General features: G+C 51.8%; 20 protein-coding genes. 18 read left to right on the forward strand and 2 right to left on the reverse strand.

Annotated features, from left to right (window positions below):
• The first annotated feature begins 93 nt into the window (after positions 1 to 93).
• From sigY to K7397_RS14635, 6 genes are read left to right on the forward strand one after another with little or no spacing between them, the layout of a single operon-like run.
• Positions 94 to 636 (forward strand): RNA polymerase sigma factor SigY, encoded by a 543-nt coding sequence (sigY, locus tag K7397_RS14610; RefSeq protein WP_223068681.1) that lies wholly within the window; start codon positions 94 to 96, stop codon positions 634 to 636.
• A complete protein-coding gene (locus tag K7397_RS14615) occupies positions 623 to 952 on the forward strand; it encodes a DUF5345 family protein (protein ID WP_223068682.1) in 330 nt (109 codons plus the stop codon). The genes sigY and K7397_RS14615 overlap by 14 nt, the downstream gene beginning before the upstream one ends.
• Positions 949 to 1,158, forward strand: a complete 210-nt coding sequence (locus K7397_RS14620; RefSeq protein WP_337926737.1) for a transcriptional regulator — start codon at positions 949 to 951, stop codon at positions 1,156 to 1,158. Before K7397_RS14615 ends, K7397_RS14620 begins: the two co-directional genes overlap by 4 nt.
• Positions 1,159 to 1,176: 18 nt before the next feature.
• Entirely contained in the window at positions 1,177 to 1,377 is a 201-nt protein-coding gene (locus tag K7397_RS14625) for a PLD nuclease N-terminal domain-containing protein (RefSeq protein ID WP_237690939.1), read from the forward strand.
• A gap of 37 nt (positions 1,378 to 1,414) precedes the next feature.
• Positions 1,415 to 2,299 carry an ABC transporter ATP-binding protein gene (locus tag K7397_RS14630; RefSeq protein WP_223068738.1) on the forward strand — a complete coding sequence of 295 codons (885 nt, stop codon included), beginning with the start codon at positions 1,415 to 1,417 and terminating at the stop codon, positions 2,297 to 2,299.
• Positions 2,296 to 3,075: an ABC transporter permease gene (locus tag K7397_RS14635; protein WP_223068684.1), complete on the forward strand. Its 780-nt coding sequence runs from the start codon at positions 2,296 to 2,298 to the stop codon at positions 3,073 to 3,075. The genes K7397_RS14630 and K7397_RS14635 overlap by 4 nt, the downstream gene beginning before the upstream one ends.
• A 52-nt stretch (positions 3,076 to 3,127) precedes the next feature.
• Here K7397_RS14635 and K7397_RS14640 read toward each other — a convergent pair whose 3' ends face one another.
• Positions 3,128 to 4,261 carry a nitroreductase family protein gene (locus K7397_RS14640; protein WP_223068685.1) on the reverse strand — a complete coding sequence of 378 codons (1,134 nt, stop codon included), beginning with the start codon at positions 4,259 to 4,261 and terminating at the stop codon, positions 3,128 to 3,130.
• Between the two features lie 121 nt (positions 4,262 to 4,382).
• Between K7397_RS14640 and K7397_RS14645 the strand changes: the two genes are divergently transcribed.
• From K7397_RS14645 to K7397_RS14700, 12 genes are all read left to right on the forward strand, one after another.
• A complete protein-coding gene (locus K7397_RS14645; RefSeq protein WP_223068686.1) occupies positions 4,383 to 5,024 on the forward strand; it encodes a TetR/AcrR family transcriptional regulator in 642 nt (213 codons plus the stop codon).
• 283 nt (positions 5,025 to 5,307) lie between these two features.
• Complete coding sequence (locus K7397_RS14650) at positions 5,308 to 5,523, forward strand: hypothetical protein (protein WP_223068687.1); 216 nt, start codon at positions 5,308 to 5,310, stop codon at positions 5,521 to 5,523.
• A gap of 28 nt (positions 5,524 to 5,551) precedes the next feature.
• A complete protein-coding gene (locus tag K7397_RS14655) occupies positions 5,552 to 6,289 on the forward strand; it encodes a hypothetical protein (RefSeq protein WP_223068688.1) in 738 nt (245 codons plus the stop codon).
• A complete protein-coding gene (locus K7397_RS14660; protein WP_223068689.1) occupies positions 6,286 to 7,482 on the forward strand; it encodes a glutathionylspermidine synthase family protein in 1,197 nt (398 codons plus the stop codon). The genes K7397_RS14655 and K7397_RS14660 overlap by 4 nt, the downstream gene beginning before the upstream one ends.
• Complete coding sequence (locus tag K7397_RS14665) at positions 7,483 to 8,163, forward strand: signal peptide protein (protein ID WP_420488787.1); 681 nt, start codon at positions 7,483 to 7,485, stop codon at positions 8,161 to 8,163.
• Positions 8,160 to 8,552, forward strand: coding sequence for a DUF350 domain-containing protein (locus K7397_RS14670; protein WP_223068690.1), 393 nt, complete (start codon positions 8,160 to 8,162; stop codon positions 8,550 to 8,552). The genes K7397_RS14665 and K7397_RS14670 overlap by 4 nt, the downstream gene beginning before the upstream one ends.
• Positions 8,553 to 8,712: 160 nt before the next feature.
• Positions 8,713 to 9,729, forward strand: coding sequence for a potassium channel family protein (locus K7397_RS14675; protein WP_223068691.1), 1,017 nt, complete (start codon positions 8,713 to 8,715; stop codon positions 9,727 to 9,729).
• A gap of 128 nt (positions 9,730 to 9,857) precedes the next feature.
• Positions 9,858 to 10,532 (forward strand): response regulator transcription factor, encoded by a 675-nt coding sequence (locus K7397_RS14680; RefSeq protein WP_223068692.1) that lies wholly within the window; start codon positions 9,858 to 9,860, stop codon positions 10,530 to 10,532.
• On the forward strand, positions 10,520 to 11,722 hold the full coding sequence (locus tag K7397_RS14685; RefSeq protein ID WP_223068693.1) for a HAMP domain-containing sensor histidine kinase: 1,203 nt from the start codon (positions 10,520 to 10,522) through the stop codon (positions 11,720 to 11,722). The genes K7397_RS14680 and K7397_RS14685 overlap by 13 nt, the downstream gene beginning before the upstream one ends.
• Positions 11,723 to 11,783: 61 nt before the next feature.
• Positions 11,784 to 12,686 (forward strand): ABC transporter ATP-binding protein, encoded by a 903-nt coding sequence (locus K7397_RS14690; protein ID WP_223068694.1) that lies wholly within the window; start codon positions 11,784 to 11,786, stop codon positions 12,684 to 12,686.
• Positions 12,686 to 14,029, forward strand: coding sequence for an ABC transporter permease (locus tag K7397_RS14695; RefSeq protein ID WP_223068695.1), 1,344 nt, complete (start codon positions 12,686 to 12,688; stop codon positions 14,027 to 14,029). The genes K7397_RS14690 and K7397_RS14695 overlap by 1 nt, the downstream gene beginning before the upstream one ends.
• Positions 13,971 to 14,615, forward strand: a complete 645-nt coding sequence (locus tag K7397_RS14700; RefSeq protein WP_223068696.1) for a hypothetical protein — start codon at positions 13,971 to 13,973, stop codon at positions 14,613 to 14,615. The genes K7397_RS14695 and K7397_RS14700 overlap by 59 nt, the downstream gene beginning before the upstream one ends.
• 156 nt (positions 14,616 to 14,771) lie before the next feature.
• Here the strand turns inward: K7397_RS14700 and K7397_RS14705 are convergent, their stop codons facing one another.
• The gene (locus K7397_RS14705) at positions 14,772 to 15,176 is read right to left on the reverse strand and encodes a DUF2812 domain-containing protein (protein WP_223068697.1); all 405 of its coding nucleotides are present in this window, start codon (positions 15,174 to 15,176) and stop codon (positions 14,772 to 14,774) included.
• Positions 15,177 to 15,206 lie beyond the last annotated feature (30 nt).

Here is a 15,206-nt window from a genome sequence, read left to right on the forward strand (position 1 = left end):
TCCCAAGCGGAAATTATTTAAAATATCAATGAACGATTGCGGCAAAACTGACGTCGTATCTAGTGAAAAGGAACGCGAAAGAGGGGGAGCCCGTTGGAGCAGGACGAAGACAGCAGGCTGATCAGCGAAGCGGTTCGCGGCAGCGATGAGGCTTTTGCGAAGCTGTTTCAGGCTCATTACACATTTTTATATCGCTATTTGATCAAGCTGACCCTCCAACCGGAGCTGGCCGAGGATCTTGTTCAGGAGACCATGCTGAAGGCCTATACCCATCTGCAGCATTTTGAAGGCAAATCCAAATTCTCCACATGGCTGATTTCGATTGCTTCCCGCCTGTTTATCGATGTCAAGCGGAAGGGCAGGAGGGATCGGGAGAAAGTTCGGATGGCCGCAGAAGATACGCTGCGCAAGGCCAGATGGAATCTGATGGCAAGCGGGCAGGAGTGGACGGAAAATCTGGAGCTGTTCGCGCGTCTTGCCCCGGGTGTGCGAACGCCCATCCTGCTGCGGCACTACTATGGATTTACCTATTCGGAAATCGCCGGCATGCTTGATCTGAAGGAAGGAACGGTCAAAACCCGTGTTCATAACGGCCTAAAACAGATTCGGGAGGAGTTTCGTGATGACAGAGCGTGATGAAAAGGAATGGTTGCAGCGCTTTACCCGGGACCTTGAGAAACTGGAAGAGCTGGATACGCCCCAAGTGCCGGAAGCCCGTCAGCTGCTGCATACACTGAATCAATTCAAGGAGGCGCGGGCGAGAGCGTCCAAGCGGGAATTGATCGTTTTTGTGGCGGCGGCCCTGTTGATCCTAGGGAGCTATGCGCTTATGGTCCTGAAGCTTGAAGGGGGCTTTTTATGGATTCAAAGCTTGGCGCTGCTGTTTATACCGGCCATTTACCTGGCCGAGCGGAGGCGCAGACGGAGCCGCGGTGAGGTGACCAGACAGTGACGAAGGAACAGGAGCTGGCGATTATCGTGGTGTGTGTGGCGCCACTTCTTCTGGCGCAAAGTATTTTTCTATTTACCGATGCCAGGAAAAAAGGCGCTTATGCCTGGTTTTGGGGGATCTGGGGCCTGCTCCATGTTCCGACTCCGACAATCTTCTATTTCCTTTTTGTAGTCTTGCCTTACCGGAAGAAACGGAAAAAAAGATAGGGAGAGACATTGATGGAAATGTCTATGTTATGGCCTATAATTGTGCCGCTGGTTGGTCTGGAGCTTGTGCTCATGATTGTTGCACTGGTCAGTCTGGTGAAAGAAGAGAACCCGAACGGGCCCAAGTGGCTCTGGGCGCTCGTGATTATTTTTGTCAGTATTTTTGGGCCAGTTGCTTATTTTGCATTTGGAAAAAGGCAGGAAAGAGACCGGCGATGAGACCGGGATTTTGGACAGGTTTGGAGGAGACCGGATGCTGCTAGAAGTAGAACAATTAACGAAAAGTTATAAAAATCACACGGTTGTAAACGGTTTGACATTGGGGATTGAGCCCAATCACTGCGTGGCTTTGCTCGGCCCGAACGGAGCCGGCAAAACGACAACTCTGCAAATGCTGGCGGGTCTGCTGAAGCCGACCTCAGGGAGGATCGCGTTTATGGATCAGCTCATGGAACAACATTCGATCGGTTATTTGCCGCAGTATCCGTCCTTCTTCCGGTGGATGACCGCGAGGGAATTTTTGCAGTTTGCAGGCCGGTTGTCCCGGATGCCTCGCTCTGAGCTGGCGGACAAAAGTGAAGAAATGCTTCATTTCGTCGGTCTGAAGGATGCGGCAGGCAAGCGGATCGGAGGATTCTCCGGCGGTATGAAGCAAAGGCTGGGTCTCGCCCAGGCGCTGCTCCATGATCCGAAGCTGCTGATTCTCGACGAGCCGGTTTCGGCGCTTGACCCGTCCGGACGTCTGGATGTGCTGGAGATGATGAAAGAGCTGAAGCGGAGCCGGACGATTGTCTACTCGACTCATGTCCTGCATGATGCGGAGCAGGTTTGCGACGATATCGTCATGATGAAGGAAGGGCGAGCCCTTTGGTCGGGCCCGCTGGACGCATTGAAGGAGAGCCACCAGGACGAGACGTTCATCCTTTCCACTTCAGAGAGTCTGGAAGGATGGATCGGCACCAGGGACTATGTCGCGTCGTTCTCCCTGCTTTCTCCCTCGAACGCAGAAATCAGATTGGCGCACTCCGATGATCGTAACCGTCTTCTGGCCGAATGCATAGACAGCGGGATGACGATCAAGCGATTTGAAGAGAAGAGCCCTTCGCTCGAGGATGTCTACAGGGAGGTCATAGGCGCATGAACAGTTTTGGCACGTTATTTGTAAAAGAGCTCGTGGAGGCCTGGCGCGACAAGAAGCTGGTCTGGCTGCCGGTTGTCATGTGCATCCTGGCCATTTTGCAGCCGATCAGCCTTTATTATATGCCGCAGATTATGAATAAGGCGGGCAATCTTCCGCCAGGGACGGAGATCAAGATCCCTGTCCCTACGGGCGAAGAGGTGCTGGCGGGAACGCTGTCGCAGTTTGGCGTCCTGGGGATAGCGATTGTTGTACTCAGCGTGATGGGAAGCATCGCGGCGGAGAGAAACAGCGGGGTGCTGTCGCTGATCATGGTCAGACGGGTGTCCCCGCTGCAGTACATCGGCAGCAAATGGGCGGCGCAGGCCGTGATGCTGCTCGCTTCCTTTGCCGCCAGCTATTTGCTGGCCTGCTACTACACGGCCTTGCTGTTCAACCAGGTGGCATGGACGCGGATCTTGGCCAGCCTCGGCATCTACAGCCTGTGGATTTTATTTGCTATGACCATCACCCTGGGGGCGGGAACCCTCCTGCGCAAAAGCGGCGGCATTGCCGGCATCAGCCTGGCCTTTATCGCAGCGCTGTCCCTTTGCAGCTCCCTGTTCCCGAGGTTCATGAAATGGAGCCCGTCCAATGCGCAAAGCCAGGCGGCCAAGCTGCTGACGGAAGGCGCCGGATCCGCTTCCCTGCCGGTTATGCTCGTTTCGGCCGCTGTCCTGATCGCCGTTATTTTCTTTGCGGCAGTCGCTTGCTTCAAGCGATACGAAACGTATTCTTAAGCTTTCAAAAAAGCCCCTTTTGGCTTCTTGCCAAAGGGGCTGTTTCATACGCTTACTCCCCGGAGTTCAACATGAAGGCAAACTCGTCGATAGGCCGCCGCAGGCTGGTCGGCTTCCCGTAATCCTTCACATAACCGACCCGCAAAACAAACTGGGGAACGCCGCTTAGCCCAAGTTTTCCCTTTACTTCATCTTTCCAGGGCGATTCCTCCAGCATGGAGCTCATGGTGTGAATCGCGACTCTTCGGCCGGCGCCGGCCAGCAGCAGGCGCTCGTAGATTCTCCCGGTCTGGATCAAATCCTGCCGGCTGTCGCCCTCACTTCCGATCACGACAAAACCTGCCGCGCTTTCGGCCTGCTGGCGAATCGAATCGACCGTCTGTTTGCGATAGGAATCGCTGATTAAAGAACTGTGCGTCAAAAAGGCTTTGAAGAACAGCTTCCTCACTCCCGATATCCCCATCATTTCCGGCGTGATCCCGTCCCGGCTGCTCTTTGCCTCGCGGGTGCTGATTCGCGTCCAGTTCGCCATTTCCTGCTGCTTCCCGTCATCCTGAACCTGCTTGGCCATCGAATCTGTAGTGCCGTTCGTTATATACCGTCCCAAAGAGCTGTCTGCCGGATAATAAGTGATCTGATGTGGATCAATCGATTCAAACGCGTTTAGATCACCCGGTTTCAGAGGCTGCTTCAGGAACGGCTCCTTCATGGTGTGTCTGATGTTAATGGCGTCAATAATCTGAGCCGATGATTGCCTTGATGCCGATCCCCCGGATGAACGGGAGAATACGATTCCGGCCACTTCATTTCCGGTATTCCCCGGCATTAGCGTTACTTTGGTGTCATACCCGAGCGCGTCTGCCGCCTGAACGATGTTCTCAATAAAAGCGCCGATGGACAGGAAGGCTTCGCGCATCCCGGGATCAACCTCCGGGAGCAGACGGTCCCGGTCCACGAGGATGGCGATCTCCGAATCTGTGCGGATGCCGACCTTCCACATTTGGGCGTTATGGCTGCTGGGGGCGAGCGAGCCGTAATAGATGATCTTTTTCAAATCCTCGGAAACGGGCAGCTTGCTGTTCATCGGCATTTCGCTCCTTTGAGGCGATTGGTAGATCAAAACCGCAATCCCAAGCATTATCGCAATCAGGGCGGCGAGACCGGCAAGCACAATCTTTTTAACCATGAGATCCCTCTTCTCGGAACATAGTTATTGATAATAACAGTGTTTTTATTGATTTTATCGTTATTCTAGCACATAATGAGACAGAGCTGCAATGCCAAGATAAAGCGAAAGGAAGAGCCGGATGGGTATACAGGAAAGAAAGGAACGGGAGAAAGAGGAAATCCGGAACCGGATTATTGAGGCGGCGGAACATCTGTTTCTGGAAAAAGGCTACGCCCAAGTCTCCATGCGCAACATCGCTCAGGAGATCGAATATTCCACGACGGTGATCTATAACTTGTTCCCGAACAAACAGGCCATTTTGCTGCGGCTGTTTGTTGATAAATACAGCATTCTGCTGCAGAAATTTGAACAAATCAGGTCGGCAAGGGGCGTAAGTCCACTGGAAACGCTGGAACGGCTGATGTGGGCCTATCTGGAGTTCGGATGGGAGTATCCCGATTATTATCAGCTGGCGGTGATCCGGAACGTGGTTAGTGAAGACCGGCAGCTTGAATATATGGATGAAGATGCCGTATCCATCCGGATTTATGAAGCTTTCGTGGATACGGTGCGGGACTGCTTGAATGCTGAGGGGAAAGACGGAAGCCGGGCGGAGCTGATTGCGCAGACGTTGTGGGCTTGCCTGCATGGAGCTTTATCGCTGCGCATTGTTCACCCTCAATTTCCATGGGAAGAGAGGAGCTCTTTCTTCCGGAGTACCGTGGATACAGCGATCCGGGGCGCGCTCGGGATGGAGCCCTTGGGAGAGCAGCGATCTTGATAACGATCGTCAGACTTCCCGGGTAAATCCTCCTTGTCTGCTAGTGCAGGGGGGATTTTTGCTGTCTGCAAACGACCCGAAATTGGAAAATTGAGGGGGCTTTCTTGACCTCAAGGCAGTATTTTTTCATTGCGTTTCTTGGCCGGCAATCGTATGCTGGACGGGAAGCCTTTCCGTCATTCCCGGCAGTTTCCGGGGGGCCGTCCCGGAACATGTATGAAACGAACGGGAACGAAATACGTATCAGTAAAATAGCGTTATACTTGGAAAGGATGGTGGGATTTTGGAAAATGGCATGAATGTAAGATTAGTTGAGAAAATGCCGGACGGCGAATTGCGTCAGATTGAAGAACGCATTTGGGACGCGAACATGGTGTCAGCGCTGGAGCATGTGAACTATATCGTCGTCGGCGGCAAGGAGTATGAAACGGTAGAAGGAAGACTGAATTTGGATGAGGGCACATTGGAACTTCTGATCGTTCCCATGCAGAGCGCATAGCAGAAGTTCCGTAAAGGAGGTATCCGTCTTGTCTAAGGAAGAAGCAAAACCTGAACGATCCGTGAAATCCAGATTATTTACCCCGGAAGGCAAGCCTGTTCGCGTACTGTCGACCTCGCTCGGCATCGCGCTGCTGGCGAATGCTTTTTTTGTTCCGGGTTCCGCGGTATCGGCCACGAGCAGCGATAGCGCAGATGAACCGAAATTGGTGGCTTGGTCAACGGAAGAGGTTAAAGCGTATTTTGATAAAAATGTCGACTGGAGCATCCCCCTCCCTGCATCAGACGAAGAAGATCAGGGAGAACAGGCAGGGACGGAAGGAGGAGGTTCTGGTTCCGTCTCAGACCCTAGCAGTACGAGCTCTGGCGGAACCACGGTGGTTAACAACTATGGCTACGGCGGCTCCGGCTTCGGATGGGATGACCTGCTCTTGTATCACTTGCTGTTCAACAGCGGATCCAACTATTCGTCATCCAGCTGGCACAAAGAGCACCGCGGTTATTATACGGGCACCAAAACGCCGTATCAGCCCCGCTCTTATTCCAGCGGGTCTTTTCAGAACAAGCCGGTTGCGGGCTCTACAGTCCGCCCGAAAACATCGACTTCTTCAACCGGTACGATTGTCAGACGGTCCACTTCATCAAAGGCCGGAGGCATCGGAGGCAATTCCAGCAGCCTTAGTTCTTCAAGCTCCAAATCGAGCAGCGGCTCGATATCCAGATCATCGTCAAGCTATTCCTCGAGCAAAGGCGGTTTCGGAGGATGACGGCAGGCGTGTTCGAAGTTTTGGGACACCCTCAGCAGGACCGGGCGAGCCGGGTCAAGCAGCTGCATGAGCTGGGATTTACCTGGGCTGATTTGGAGGAAGAAGCTTACTGGATCGATCAGACGGTGGCGATGAGCAGGGAAACGTATGCGGAGCTTGAACTCGCGTCGTCGCAGCTGTGGTCTATTCTGGATAAAGCGGCCCGCTATGTTCATCGTAACCATGATCTGTACCGTTTGCTTGGCGTCCCCCAGATTCTGTGGAGCATGCTGGATGAGTGTCCGCTGCCCGAGTCCGGCTTCATCAGCCGGTATGCCCGGTTTGATTTTGCGGTTGCGAACGACGGCTCGATCAAGCTGCTGGAGCTGAATGCGGACACGCCTACGGGATATGTGGAAGCCTCAATCGCCACGCCGTGGATGTGCGAGCAAGCCGGCCTGTCCTCCCCCAATGAGCGGATGAAGGAGCTTGTCGCTGCGGCCTGGTCGGAAGAACGGCCGGACACGGCGGCCTGCGTCGCCTACGGAACGCATCTGGAGGATTCCGGCACGATTGAAGCGCTGGTTCGGCACAGCAATCTGGAGATTCGCTGCGTCGACTGTCTGGATCTGTGGGTAGACAAAGGTACATTGAAGGATAAGGACGGCCGTGCGATACAGCGGATGTTCGCGCTGTACCCGAAGGAATGGATGGCGGTTGACGATGGCGGCGAAGCTCTGGCCTACGCCATCGAGACCGGCCGCCTCGCCCTGTTCAATCCGCCGCACAGCATATTGCTGCAGTCGAAAGGGCTCGTAGCGGCTGTATGGGGGCTTCATGAACTGGGGCTTCTGTTCGACGAAGAAGAACGTGAAGCGATCGCCAAATACATCCTGCCAACGTACAATAAGCCCGTATTTGCGGGAAACTTCGTATCCAAATCGATGTTTGGACGCGAGGGCGGGTCCGTACGCCTGTTCGGCGCGGACGGCGAGCTGGAGATGGAAGACCGGGACGGCTTCGACAGCAGCGTCATGTTTCCGTGCGTTTACCAGAAACGGGCGGAACTCGCCAAGATCCATACGTCTGAAGGGGAGCTGCACCTGCTGACCGGCATGTTTGTCATCAATGGAACGCCTTGTGGGCTGCTGGGACGAGCAGGCGGTCTCATTACAGGCAATACCAGTCATTTTATTGCAATGGGAGTGAGATGAGTGCAAGTTAACCAAGGAAGCAGAACGGGCGCGGACCTGGCTGCGAGGAAAGCTTCGGCCCGCGCAATCGCACGGCTGATTCTGCTGGGCTGTTTCGCCCTGCTCGTTCTAAGCGGTTGTGGGGCAGATTCGACCAGCGTATTCCATACGGACACACAATCGGAGACGACATCGTCTACAGCGCGGGTGCCCTGGGATTACCGGATTATCGAGAGCACGGTGGGCGACTTGATCGGAAGCGACATGACCGTACTGCCGGACAACGAGCTGCTGCCGAACGACGGGAATTATGCGACAGGGGACAAAATCTGGACTCTTCAATTTATGGATGCTGAACTGATCACGGGTGAAAACCAGCGCAACGACATTCGGTTATCGGCTTGGAGCACGATTAAATCCTATCCCGATCAGGCGGCTGCCGAGAAAGATCTGAACAATCTGAAGATCAGGGTGACAACGGAGACCAATCTGGTCGGCGTGTACAAAACCGAGTATAAAGGCAAAACAAGAAACTTTGCCGTGCTTGAGCTTCCTTCCGGCAACCGGATTAAACAGCCTATCGACGACAAGCGGTATTCGGCTCTGGAGAAACAGAAAACGGCAAATGTCATTTTGGAGGAAGTGCATGATTTCGCCGATTATGATTTGGCATATGCGAAATTTCGGGGGTGGGCTAATTGACGATAGTGATTAATATCGTGGTAAGTGTGATTGTCATTATTTTGCTTCAACTGCTCGGCATGGTCATCTTTAGCTGGATGACTCCGTACCGTGACATGGAAGAGCTGAAGAAAGGGAATACAGCGGTAGCTCTGGCCCTGGGCGGGAAGTTTCTGGCCACGGCCATCATCCTGGGGGTTGCGGCCTATACGAATACTTCCATCTGGTTCATGATGCTGTGGTTCGCCGTCGGGTACGCCTGCCTGGTGGTGTCTTACTGGATTTTCGAATGGGTAACCCCCGGCTTCAAAATTTCCGATCACCTGAAGCAGGGCAATGTGGCTGTAGGAACCTTGCTCTGCCTGGTGTTTATCGGTACTGCTTTTGCCGTAAGCAGCCTTATTATCTAAAGCGGGAGCTGCTTCACTGAGCCAATACACAAGCGAAAGAACAAGCGACTCCAAACAAGGCTGTCCTCGAATGCCCGAGTGGCAGCCTTGTTGATTACGCTCAAGGTGTCTCAAAGTGTCTATGCACGATGCATAATATGCTGAAGGAGGTGGCGCACAGGTGCATTTTTTGCTCAGATTAGGTACAAAAATGATGCGTTTAAGAAAGACGACGATCGGTTTCACGATCCTCGCGTTTGTTGGCTTGAGTACAACGATTGCCTATCTGCTGGAGCCATCTACATTCGGGAATTGGTTCAACGCGCTTTACTGGGTCATGACCACGATGGCTACGGTAGGCTACGGCGATTACTATGCCGCTACCATACCCGGTAAAGTATTAACAATGTTCCTGTATGTTTTCGGGATCGGGCTGCTCAGCCTGGTGATCGGCAAGATCATTGATTCCATTTCGAGTATTCAAAGACAGAGAGGGGCGGGACTGTTGAGCTTTCGGGGCGAAAATCATGTCATTCTGATTAACTGGAGCAAGAAAGCGAAGTCAGCGATAGACGAAATTTTATCGTACTCGCCGAAGGGCCATATTGTCATCATTGATGAATCGAATCGTCATCCGATGGAACATCTGGATCATGTTCATTTTATAAGCGGCGACCCTTCGGCGGAGGACATCTTGACGAAAGCAAACCTTCAGGGGGCGAAGGCGACGATTGTCTTTGCGGACTCCCGGATTGACGAGGCTTCGCTGATCGATGGCAAATCGCTGCTCATTGCTTCCAGCATAGAGCGCATCGCACCGCACGTACATACAACCGTTGAGATTATGCAAGAGAAGAACATTCAGAACTTTCGGCACGTTCAGGTGAATGATTTTGTATTGTCGCATGATGCCATTTCCAGATTGGCCGTTCGGGCCGCGCTGCAGGAGGGCAATCCGGAGGTGATCCGGCAGTTCCTGAGCCGCCAGCAAGGCGACGATATCTATGAGATCCCCGTCAACAGGAAGTGGGCAACGTATGAGGACGCCTTCCAGGACCTGCTTCGCCAAGGCGCCACCCTGATTGCCGACCGCGCGGACCTTGGCATCAACCGCAAGCTTGACCAGAAGATCCCGGCGGATGCCAGACTCTATATCGTATCCGACGAGGCGACCTACCTGCGGATTGCGGGCAGTTAGGCCGTTTACCCTCGTCTCCCCCACTAAACAGTTGATAAAAAGTAGATCATTTAATGCTATTTTGAACAGTGATCGTAAGAAGGTTTCGCATACGGGTGCTCTTGCCAGGTCTAAAGGGGGACGATCAGATGCCCAGCAAGATATTGATCGTGGATGACGAAGAAGATATTGTAGGCTTGCTTCGGGATTATTTTGAAATGGACGAATATGATGTTCTGGTCGCCAGAAGCGGCTCGGAATGTCTGAAGCAGGCGGAGAAGCAGCCCGATCTTATTTTGCTCGATATTAATATGCCGGAGATGGACGGGCTTGAAGTCTGCCGAAAAATCCGCGATTTCGTGGCCTGTCCCATTTTGTTCCTGACGGCCAGGGTGGAGGACGCCGATAAAATCAGAGGTTTACAGGCCGGCGGCGACGATTATATCGTCAAGCCCTTCAGCATTGATGAGCTGGGTGCGAGAGTAGCAGCGCATCTGCGCCGCGAAGAACGCCATCAAAGCAAGACCAAAACCAAGTTTGCAGGCGACCTGGTCATCGATTATTTCGCGAGGCTTGTCTATTACCGGAACGAACCTGTTCCTTTGGCAAGGAAAGAATTTGACATCATTGAGCTTCTGTCCATGAACGCCGGGCAGGTTTTTGACAAAGAGCGCATCTATGAAAAGCTTTGGGGATGGGACAGCCCGGGGGACAGCGCGGTTGTTGCCGAGCATATACGAAGAATCCGCGCCAAGCTTGCGGCAGTCTGCAGCGAGTCCTATATTGAAACAGTCTGGGGCGTTGGATACAAATGGGTCGGATAAGAAGAATCTTTGGCAACCTGTCCATCAAAAAGACATTTATGCTGTATATGCTCCTGTTTCTGCTTATAGCGGCTTTATTCAGTTTGACGACCATCAATCTCGCCGACGTCATCCAAAACCGGGTCAAACTTTCCTATGCCGATGCCAAAAAGCAAATTGCTGTCGGAGAAGGGGGAGTAATCCTCGAAATAAGGAATGAGGAAATTCCTTATACAGCGAAAGATTGGACACTCATTCAAATTTGCGACTTTATTCAAACATGGTCGATCCCCATATTTTTCGGGAGCTGTATCGTGCTGTCGTCCCTGTTGTTTTATCGCAACAAACTGAAGAAGCCGATTGAAATCTTGAGCGGGGCATCGGAAAAAATTGCGGCCAATGACCTCGATTTTCATATTGTCTATGACAGCAGGGATGAGATGGGGCAGCTGTGCAGCTCGTTTGAGAAAATGCGCTCCTCGCTCGAAGCAAATTACCGTGACATGTGGCGGTCGATGGAGGAACGCAAGAGGCTGAACGCCGCTTTTTCCCATGATCTGCGAACACCGCTGACGGTCCTAAGGGGCTATGCGGACTTTTTGATGCGCTATATGCCGCAGGATAAAATCCCCAAAGATAAGCTGGTTTCCACCATGTCGACGATGTCGGGGCATATTCTGCGCCTTCAAAACTATGTGGACAGTATGAACACGCTGCAAAAGCTGGAAGACTTCCATATGACTCCGAAACCCGTCGATATCCCCTCTTTTTCACTCCAGTTGAAACAATCTGCCGAGATTTTGGCGCAAAAACAGAACATAGCTATCGACTTGGTCAATCATGTTCCACAACAAGAGATCTGCCTGGATCCGGAGGTCGCTGCACAGGTGTTTGAGAACCTGATTTCAAACGCTGTCCGCTATGCCAAGAGCAGAATTCGCATCACTTGCAGCATGGACGCGGACGGGCGCTTCCGCATTTCCGTTTTCGATGACGGTTCAGGCTTTTCGGCTGAGGCTCTGCACAAAGCGGCCAGCCCTTATTACAAGGGAGAAGAGAGATCGGATGAAACGCACTTTGGACTCGGGCTGAATATTTGCCAAATCCTGTGTGAGAAGCATGGCGGGGAACTCATTTGGGCCAACGGGCCGCATGGCGGAGCGGAGATCACGGCAAGTTTTATGGCTGCACGAAAAAGTGAAGACTGTTGATAAAAAGTAGAAATCTGCTGTTTATACTCTCCTTGTAAACTTAAACGAGGAGAGTATTTTTATGAGCGGAAATGAGATTGTGATCCGGAATTTAAACAAGTATTACGGCAAAAAGCAAGCGCTGAGCGACGTAAACCTTGTCATTAAACATGGCATGTTTGGCCTCTTGGGCCGAAACGGGGCAGGTAAAACGACGCTGATGAAGACCCTGGCTACCCTGCTGAATAAAAAGAGCGGAGAGATCAACGTCTGCGGCACTCCCATTGAACATGCCAGGGAAATCCGCAGAATGACCGGGTATCTTCCGCAGGATTTCTCCATGTATCCCGGCATGACGGTAGCTGAAGCCATGGATTATCTCGGGGTCCTCTCGGACATGGGCGGGGTCGAGCGAAAACTGCGGATCCCCGATCTTTTGGAAAAGGTGAACTTGACCGGCCATATGAAAAAGAAAGTAAAAGCCCTCTCGGGCGGAATGAAACGCCGGCTCGGCATTGCGCAGGCCCTGCTGCACGACCCGAAAGTGCTGATTGTTGATGAGCCGACGGCAGGACTTGACCCTGAAGAGCGAATTCGTTTCCGAAACCTGCTGTGTGAAATCGCCGAGGACCGAATTGTGATTCTGTCCACCCACATTGTGGGAGATATTGAAGCCACCTGCGAGGATATTGCCATCTTAAACGAAGGCAGGCTGCTCTATACCGGAACGGTACATGATCTGACTGCATCGGCCAAAGACAAGGTTTTCAGTGTGACTGTTCCCAGACAAAATTTGCAGATCATTAAAGACCGCTATTTTGTCACCGGGATGCTGACCACCGGCAGCGAGTGCCACGTCAGGTTGATCGCTGACCAAAAGCCGTTTCCTGACGCTGAATTCTGCGAGCCTAATGTAGAGGATGCATATATGCTTTACCTGCACCGAAACGGCGTGGAGAAGCAGAAGCTGGGAGGCGAGCTGTAATGTACGGAGTCTTGTTTCTTAAGGAGTGCAAGAGAACGGTAAAAAGCATCCCTTATCTGATTCTCGTCGTTATGCTGCTGGTATTCGGGTATACACAGATCGTACCGGAATTCTCAATGATTGAGAAACCGGAGCCGAATCAGGCCAGCTACGGGGTGAAATACGAGGAAATTCCTGGGGTCATTATGCCTAGCGCCGCCAAATCTCTGTACAGCGAGTTTGCCGCCAACACCTACGTTGCCTATCCGCTTGGATTCTATAAAAATGTCAAATTGAGCGACAACAAGCAGGCGAGGATGGCGGACATTCTATCCGAACTGACTGGGACACCGAAAGAGGATTTTATGAAATCAGCAGGAGTCAAACCGGAGACAGGTTCAACCCTTCGGATTGGGGATGGGTCATTGATGAATTTGACCCCGAACGGGGATGGAAGCTATAAGCTGACCATTCCCAAGGGGCAGAGCAGCGGAAGTGAATCCGCAGGATCAGCCATAACGGACGTAACGGTTGCTAAAGGGCTCACCTACGAGCGGTTTCGCGAGTTGATGAAGCAGGCTGACAAACTGATCGGTGGCGGCTCCATGTACGACGGAATTTACCTTACCCGTCAATTTGGTAGGGTGCCCATGACTTATGATGATGCGCTCTTGCAGTACAACGATATCATCGAAAAGGACAGAATATCCGGCGCTTACGCCAGGGTCTTCTGCGATTATTTCGGCCTTGTGCTCGGCATCTTCCCCGTGTTTATCGCGGTCGCCTTGGGGATGAGGGACCGCAGGGCGGGAATGCTGGATTTGATTTACACGAGAAAAGCTTCCTCCATCCAAATCGTGTTTACCCGTTATCTGGCGATGATCGTCATGATGCTCCTGCCGGTGCTGTTGATGGCCGTCTATGCCGCCATTTCGGTCGCAGGGAAATATAGCGGCATGGAGACCGACGGGCTCGCCTTTGTCAAATATTCGCTCGGATGGCTGCTTCCCACCTTGATGGCGTCAACGGCGGTCGGCGTATTTTTGACCGAACTGACGGATTTCCCAATTGCTATTGCTGTACAAGGTCTCTGGTGGTTTCTAGGGATGTTTGCAGGGATGAAGCATTTGGACGGCGGATACGGATGGGACCTGTTCCTGCGCCACAATAAAATCGGCAACACGCAGGTGTTTCTGGACAACTTCAACACCCTGCTCACTAACCGGATTTTATATGCTGGGCTATCTATTGTGCTCATTCTGCTTACCGTATGGATTTATGAGCTGAAAAGGAGGGGCAAACTGCATGCGTATAACCGCATTCCAAAGATATTCAATCATCGCCGCCGCAAATCTGCGGCATAATTTCCTGCCGCACCTTGCGCTTTCTGTCCTTCTTCTGCTGCTGGCTCCCGTCATTTTCGGGCTCACCGGCCTGGATGCGAGAGCGGCGGCGGTTCCGCTGGAGATGTTCGTTGCGCTCATTGGCATCGTCCTGCTCACGCCGCTTTTCGCGCCCGAGCAGAATCCGGAAATCAGAGAAGTCGTGGAATCCAAATCTACGAATCATCTCTGCGTCTGCATCCTGCGCATCGCGATGTCGCTCACGGCCATGGCGGTGCTGGTAACGAGTTTTGTATTTGTCATGAAGGCAAACGGCTGTGCAGTAGACCTGTCCACCTACATATTCGGAACTTATGCGGAGAGTTTGTTTCTGGGCGCGCTTGGACTGTTCGCTTATGGGATTAGCGACAACATTGCTGTGGGCTACATGCTGCCGGTGATGGTTTACGCGTTTAATTTCGCCAGCGGCCCCAAATATTTCGGCAAGCTCTATCTGTTCTCCATGGCGCAGGGCAGTTTCGAGGAGAAGAACTGGCTGTTTGGAACGGGCATAGCGCTCATTATTTTGACGATGTTCATCAAAAAGGGGGTTCGGGACAGGAGGTAACAGACCGAACTCGCTGGAAGCTGCTAAGCTTGTATAAGCTTGTAGATGTAACCTAAGTTGATCATAAATGTTAGACAAAACCATATTTCACGGCAAAACAAAAGAATCCATTTTGAACACAGAGTGGCCAAAATGGATTCTAACCCAGCTTCATGGTTACAGAAGTGATTTATAAACTTTTCTATGTTTATAGTAGCTCATGATAAATTTTACACTAGAGAATAATGTAATACATCCAGCTCCTAAGATAGAAATTCTATCGTAAATATTGTAAAGAATCATTGAAATGATAAATAGCACCACAGAGATTAATATGTACGAGAAGTAAGCAGACATTCTTTGTTTTTCGCGTTCTTTATAAGATTCCGTGTCAGAAAAAATATTACGATTAGCAGTTTGAAGATCAGTATAAAAAATATGCTTTGAATACCCTTTGCTTTGAGCGAGTAACGTCCATCCTGCATCTTCAAAAATACTTCTATACTCTTGAAAATCGTCATTTTTATTAAACGTACGATAATCGATTTTATAAATACGATTTTTTTGATCTACATGCTGCACAGGTTCGAACACGTTTGGCAGGCAGCAAGA

Source organism: Paenibacillus caui (assembly GCF_019904135.1).
In the GTDB taxonomy this organism is placed as follows: Bacteria; Bacillota; Bacilli; order Paenibacillales; family Paenibacillaceae; genus Fontibacillus; species Fontibacillus caui.

Coding starts and splice junctions, on each gene's coding strand:
- K7397_RS14690 (WP_223068694.1), top strand. CDS start 11,784: ATGAGCGGAAATGAGATTGTGATCCGGAATTTAAACAAGTATTACGGC.
- K7397_RS14680 (WP_223068692.1), top strand. CDS start 9,858: ATGCCCAGCAAGATATTGATCGTGGATGACGAAGAAGATATTGTAGGC.
- K7397_RS14695 (WP_223068695.1), top strand. CDS start 12,686: ATGTACGGAGTCTTGTTTCTTAAGGAGTGCAAGAGAACGGTAAAAAGC.
- K7397_RS14645 (WP_223068686.1), top strand. CDS start 4,383: ATGGGTATACAGGAAAGAAAGGAACGGGAGAAAGAGGAAATCCGGAAC.
- K7397_RS14660 (WP_223068689.1), top strand. CDS start 6,286: ATGACGGCAGGCGTGTTCGAAGTTTTGGGACACCCTCAGCAGGACCGG.
- K7397_RS14615 (WP_223068682.1), top strand. CDS start 623: ATGACAGAGCGTGATGAAAAGGAATGGTTGCAGCGCTTTACCCGGGAC.
- K7397_RS14635 (WP_223068684.1), top strand. CDS start 2,296: ATGAACAGTTTTGGCACGTTATTTGTAAAAGAGCTCGTGGAGGCCTGG.
- K7397_RS14640 (WP_223068685.1), bottom strand. CDS start 4,261: ATGGTTAAAAAGATTGTGCTTGCCGGTCTCGCCGCCCTGATTGCGATA.
- K7397_RS14625 (WP_237690939.1), top strand. CDS start 1,177: ATGTCTATGTTATGGCCTATAATTGTGCCGCTGGTTGGTCTGGAGCTT.
- K7397_RS14700 (WP_223068696.1), top strand. CDS start 13,971: ATGCGTATAACCGCATTCCAAAGATATTCAATCATCGCCGCCGCAAAT.
- K7397_RS14685 (WP_223068693.1), top strand. CDS start 10,520: ATGGGTCGGATAAGAAGAATCTTTGGCAACCTGTCCATCAAAAAGACA.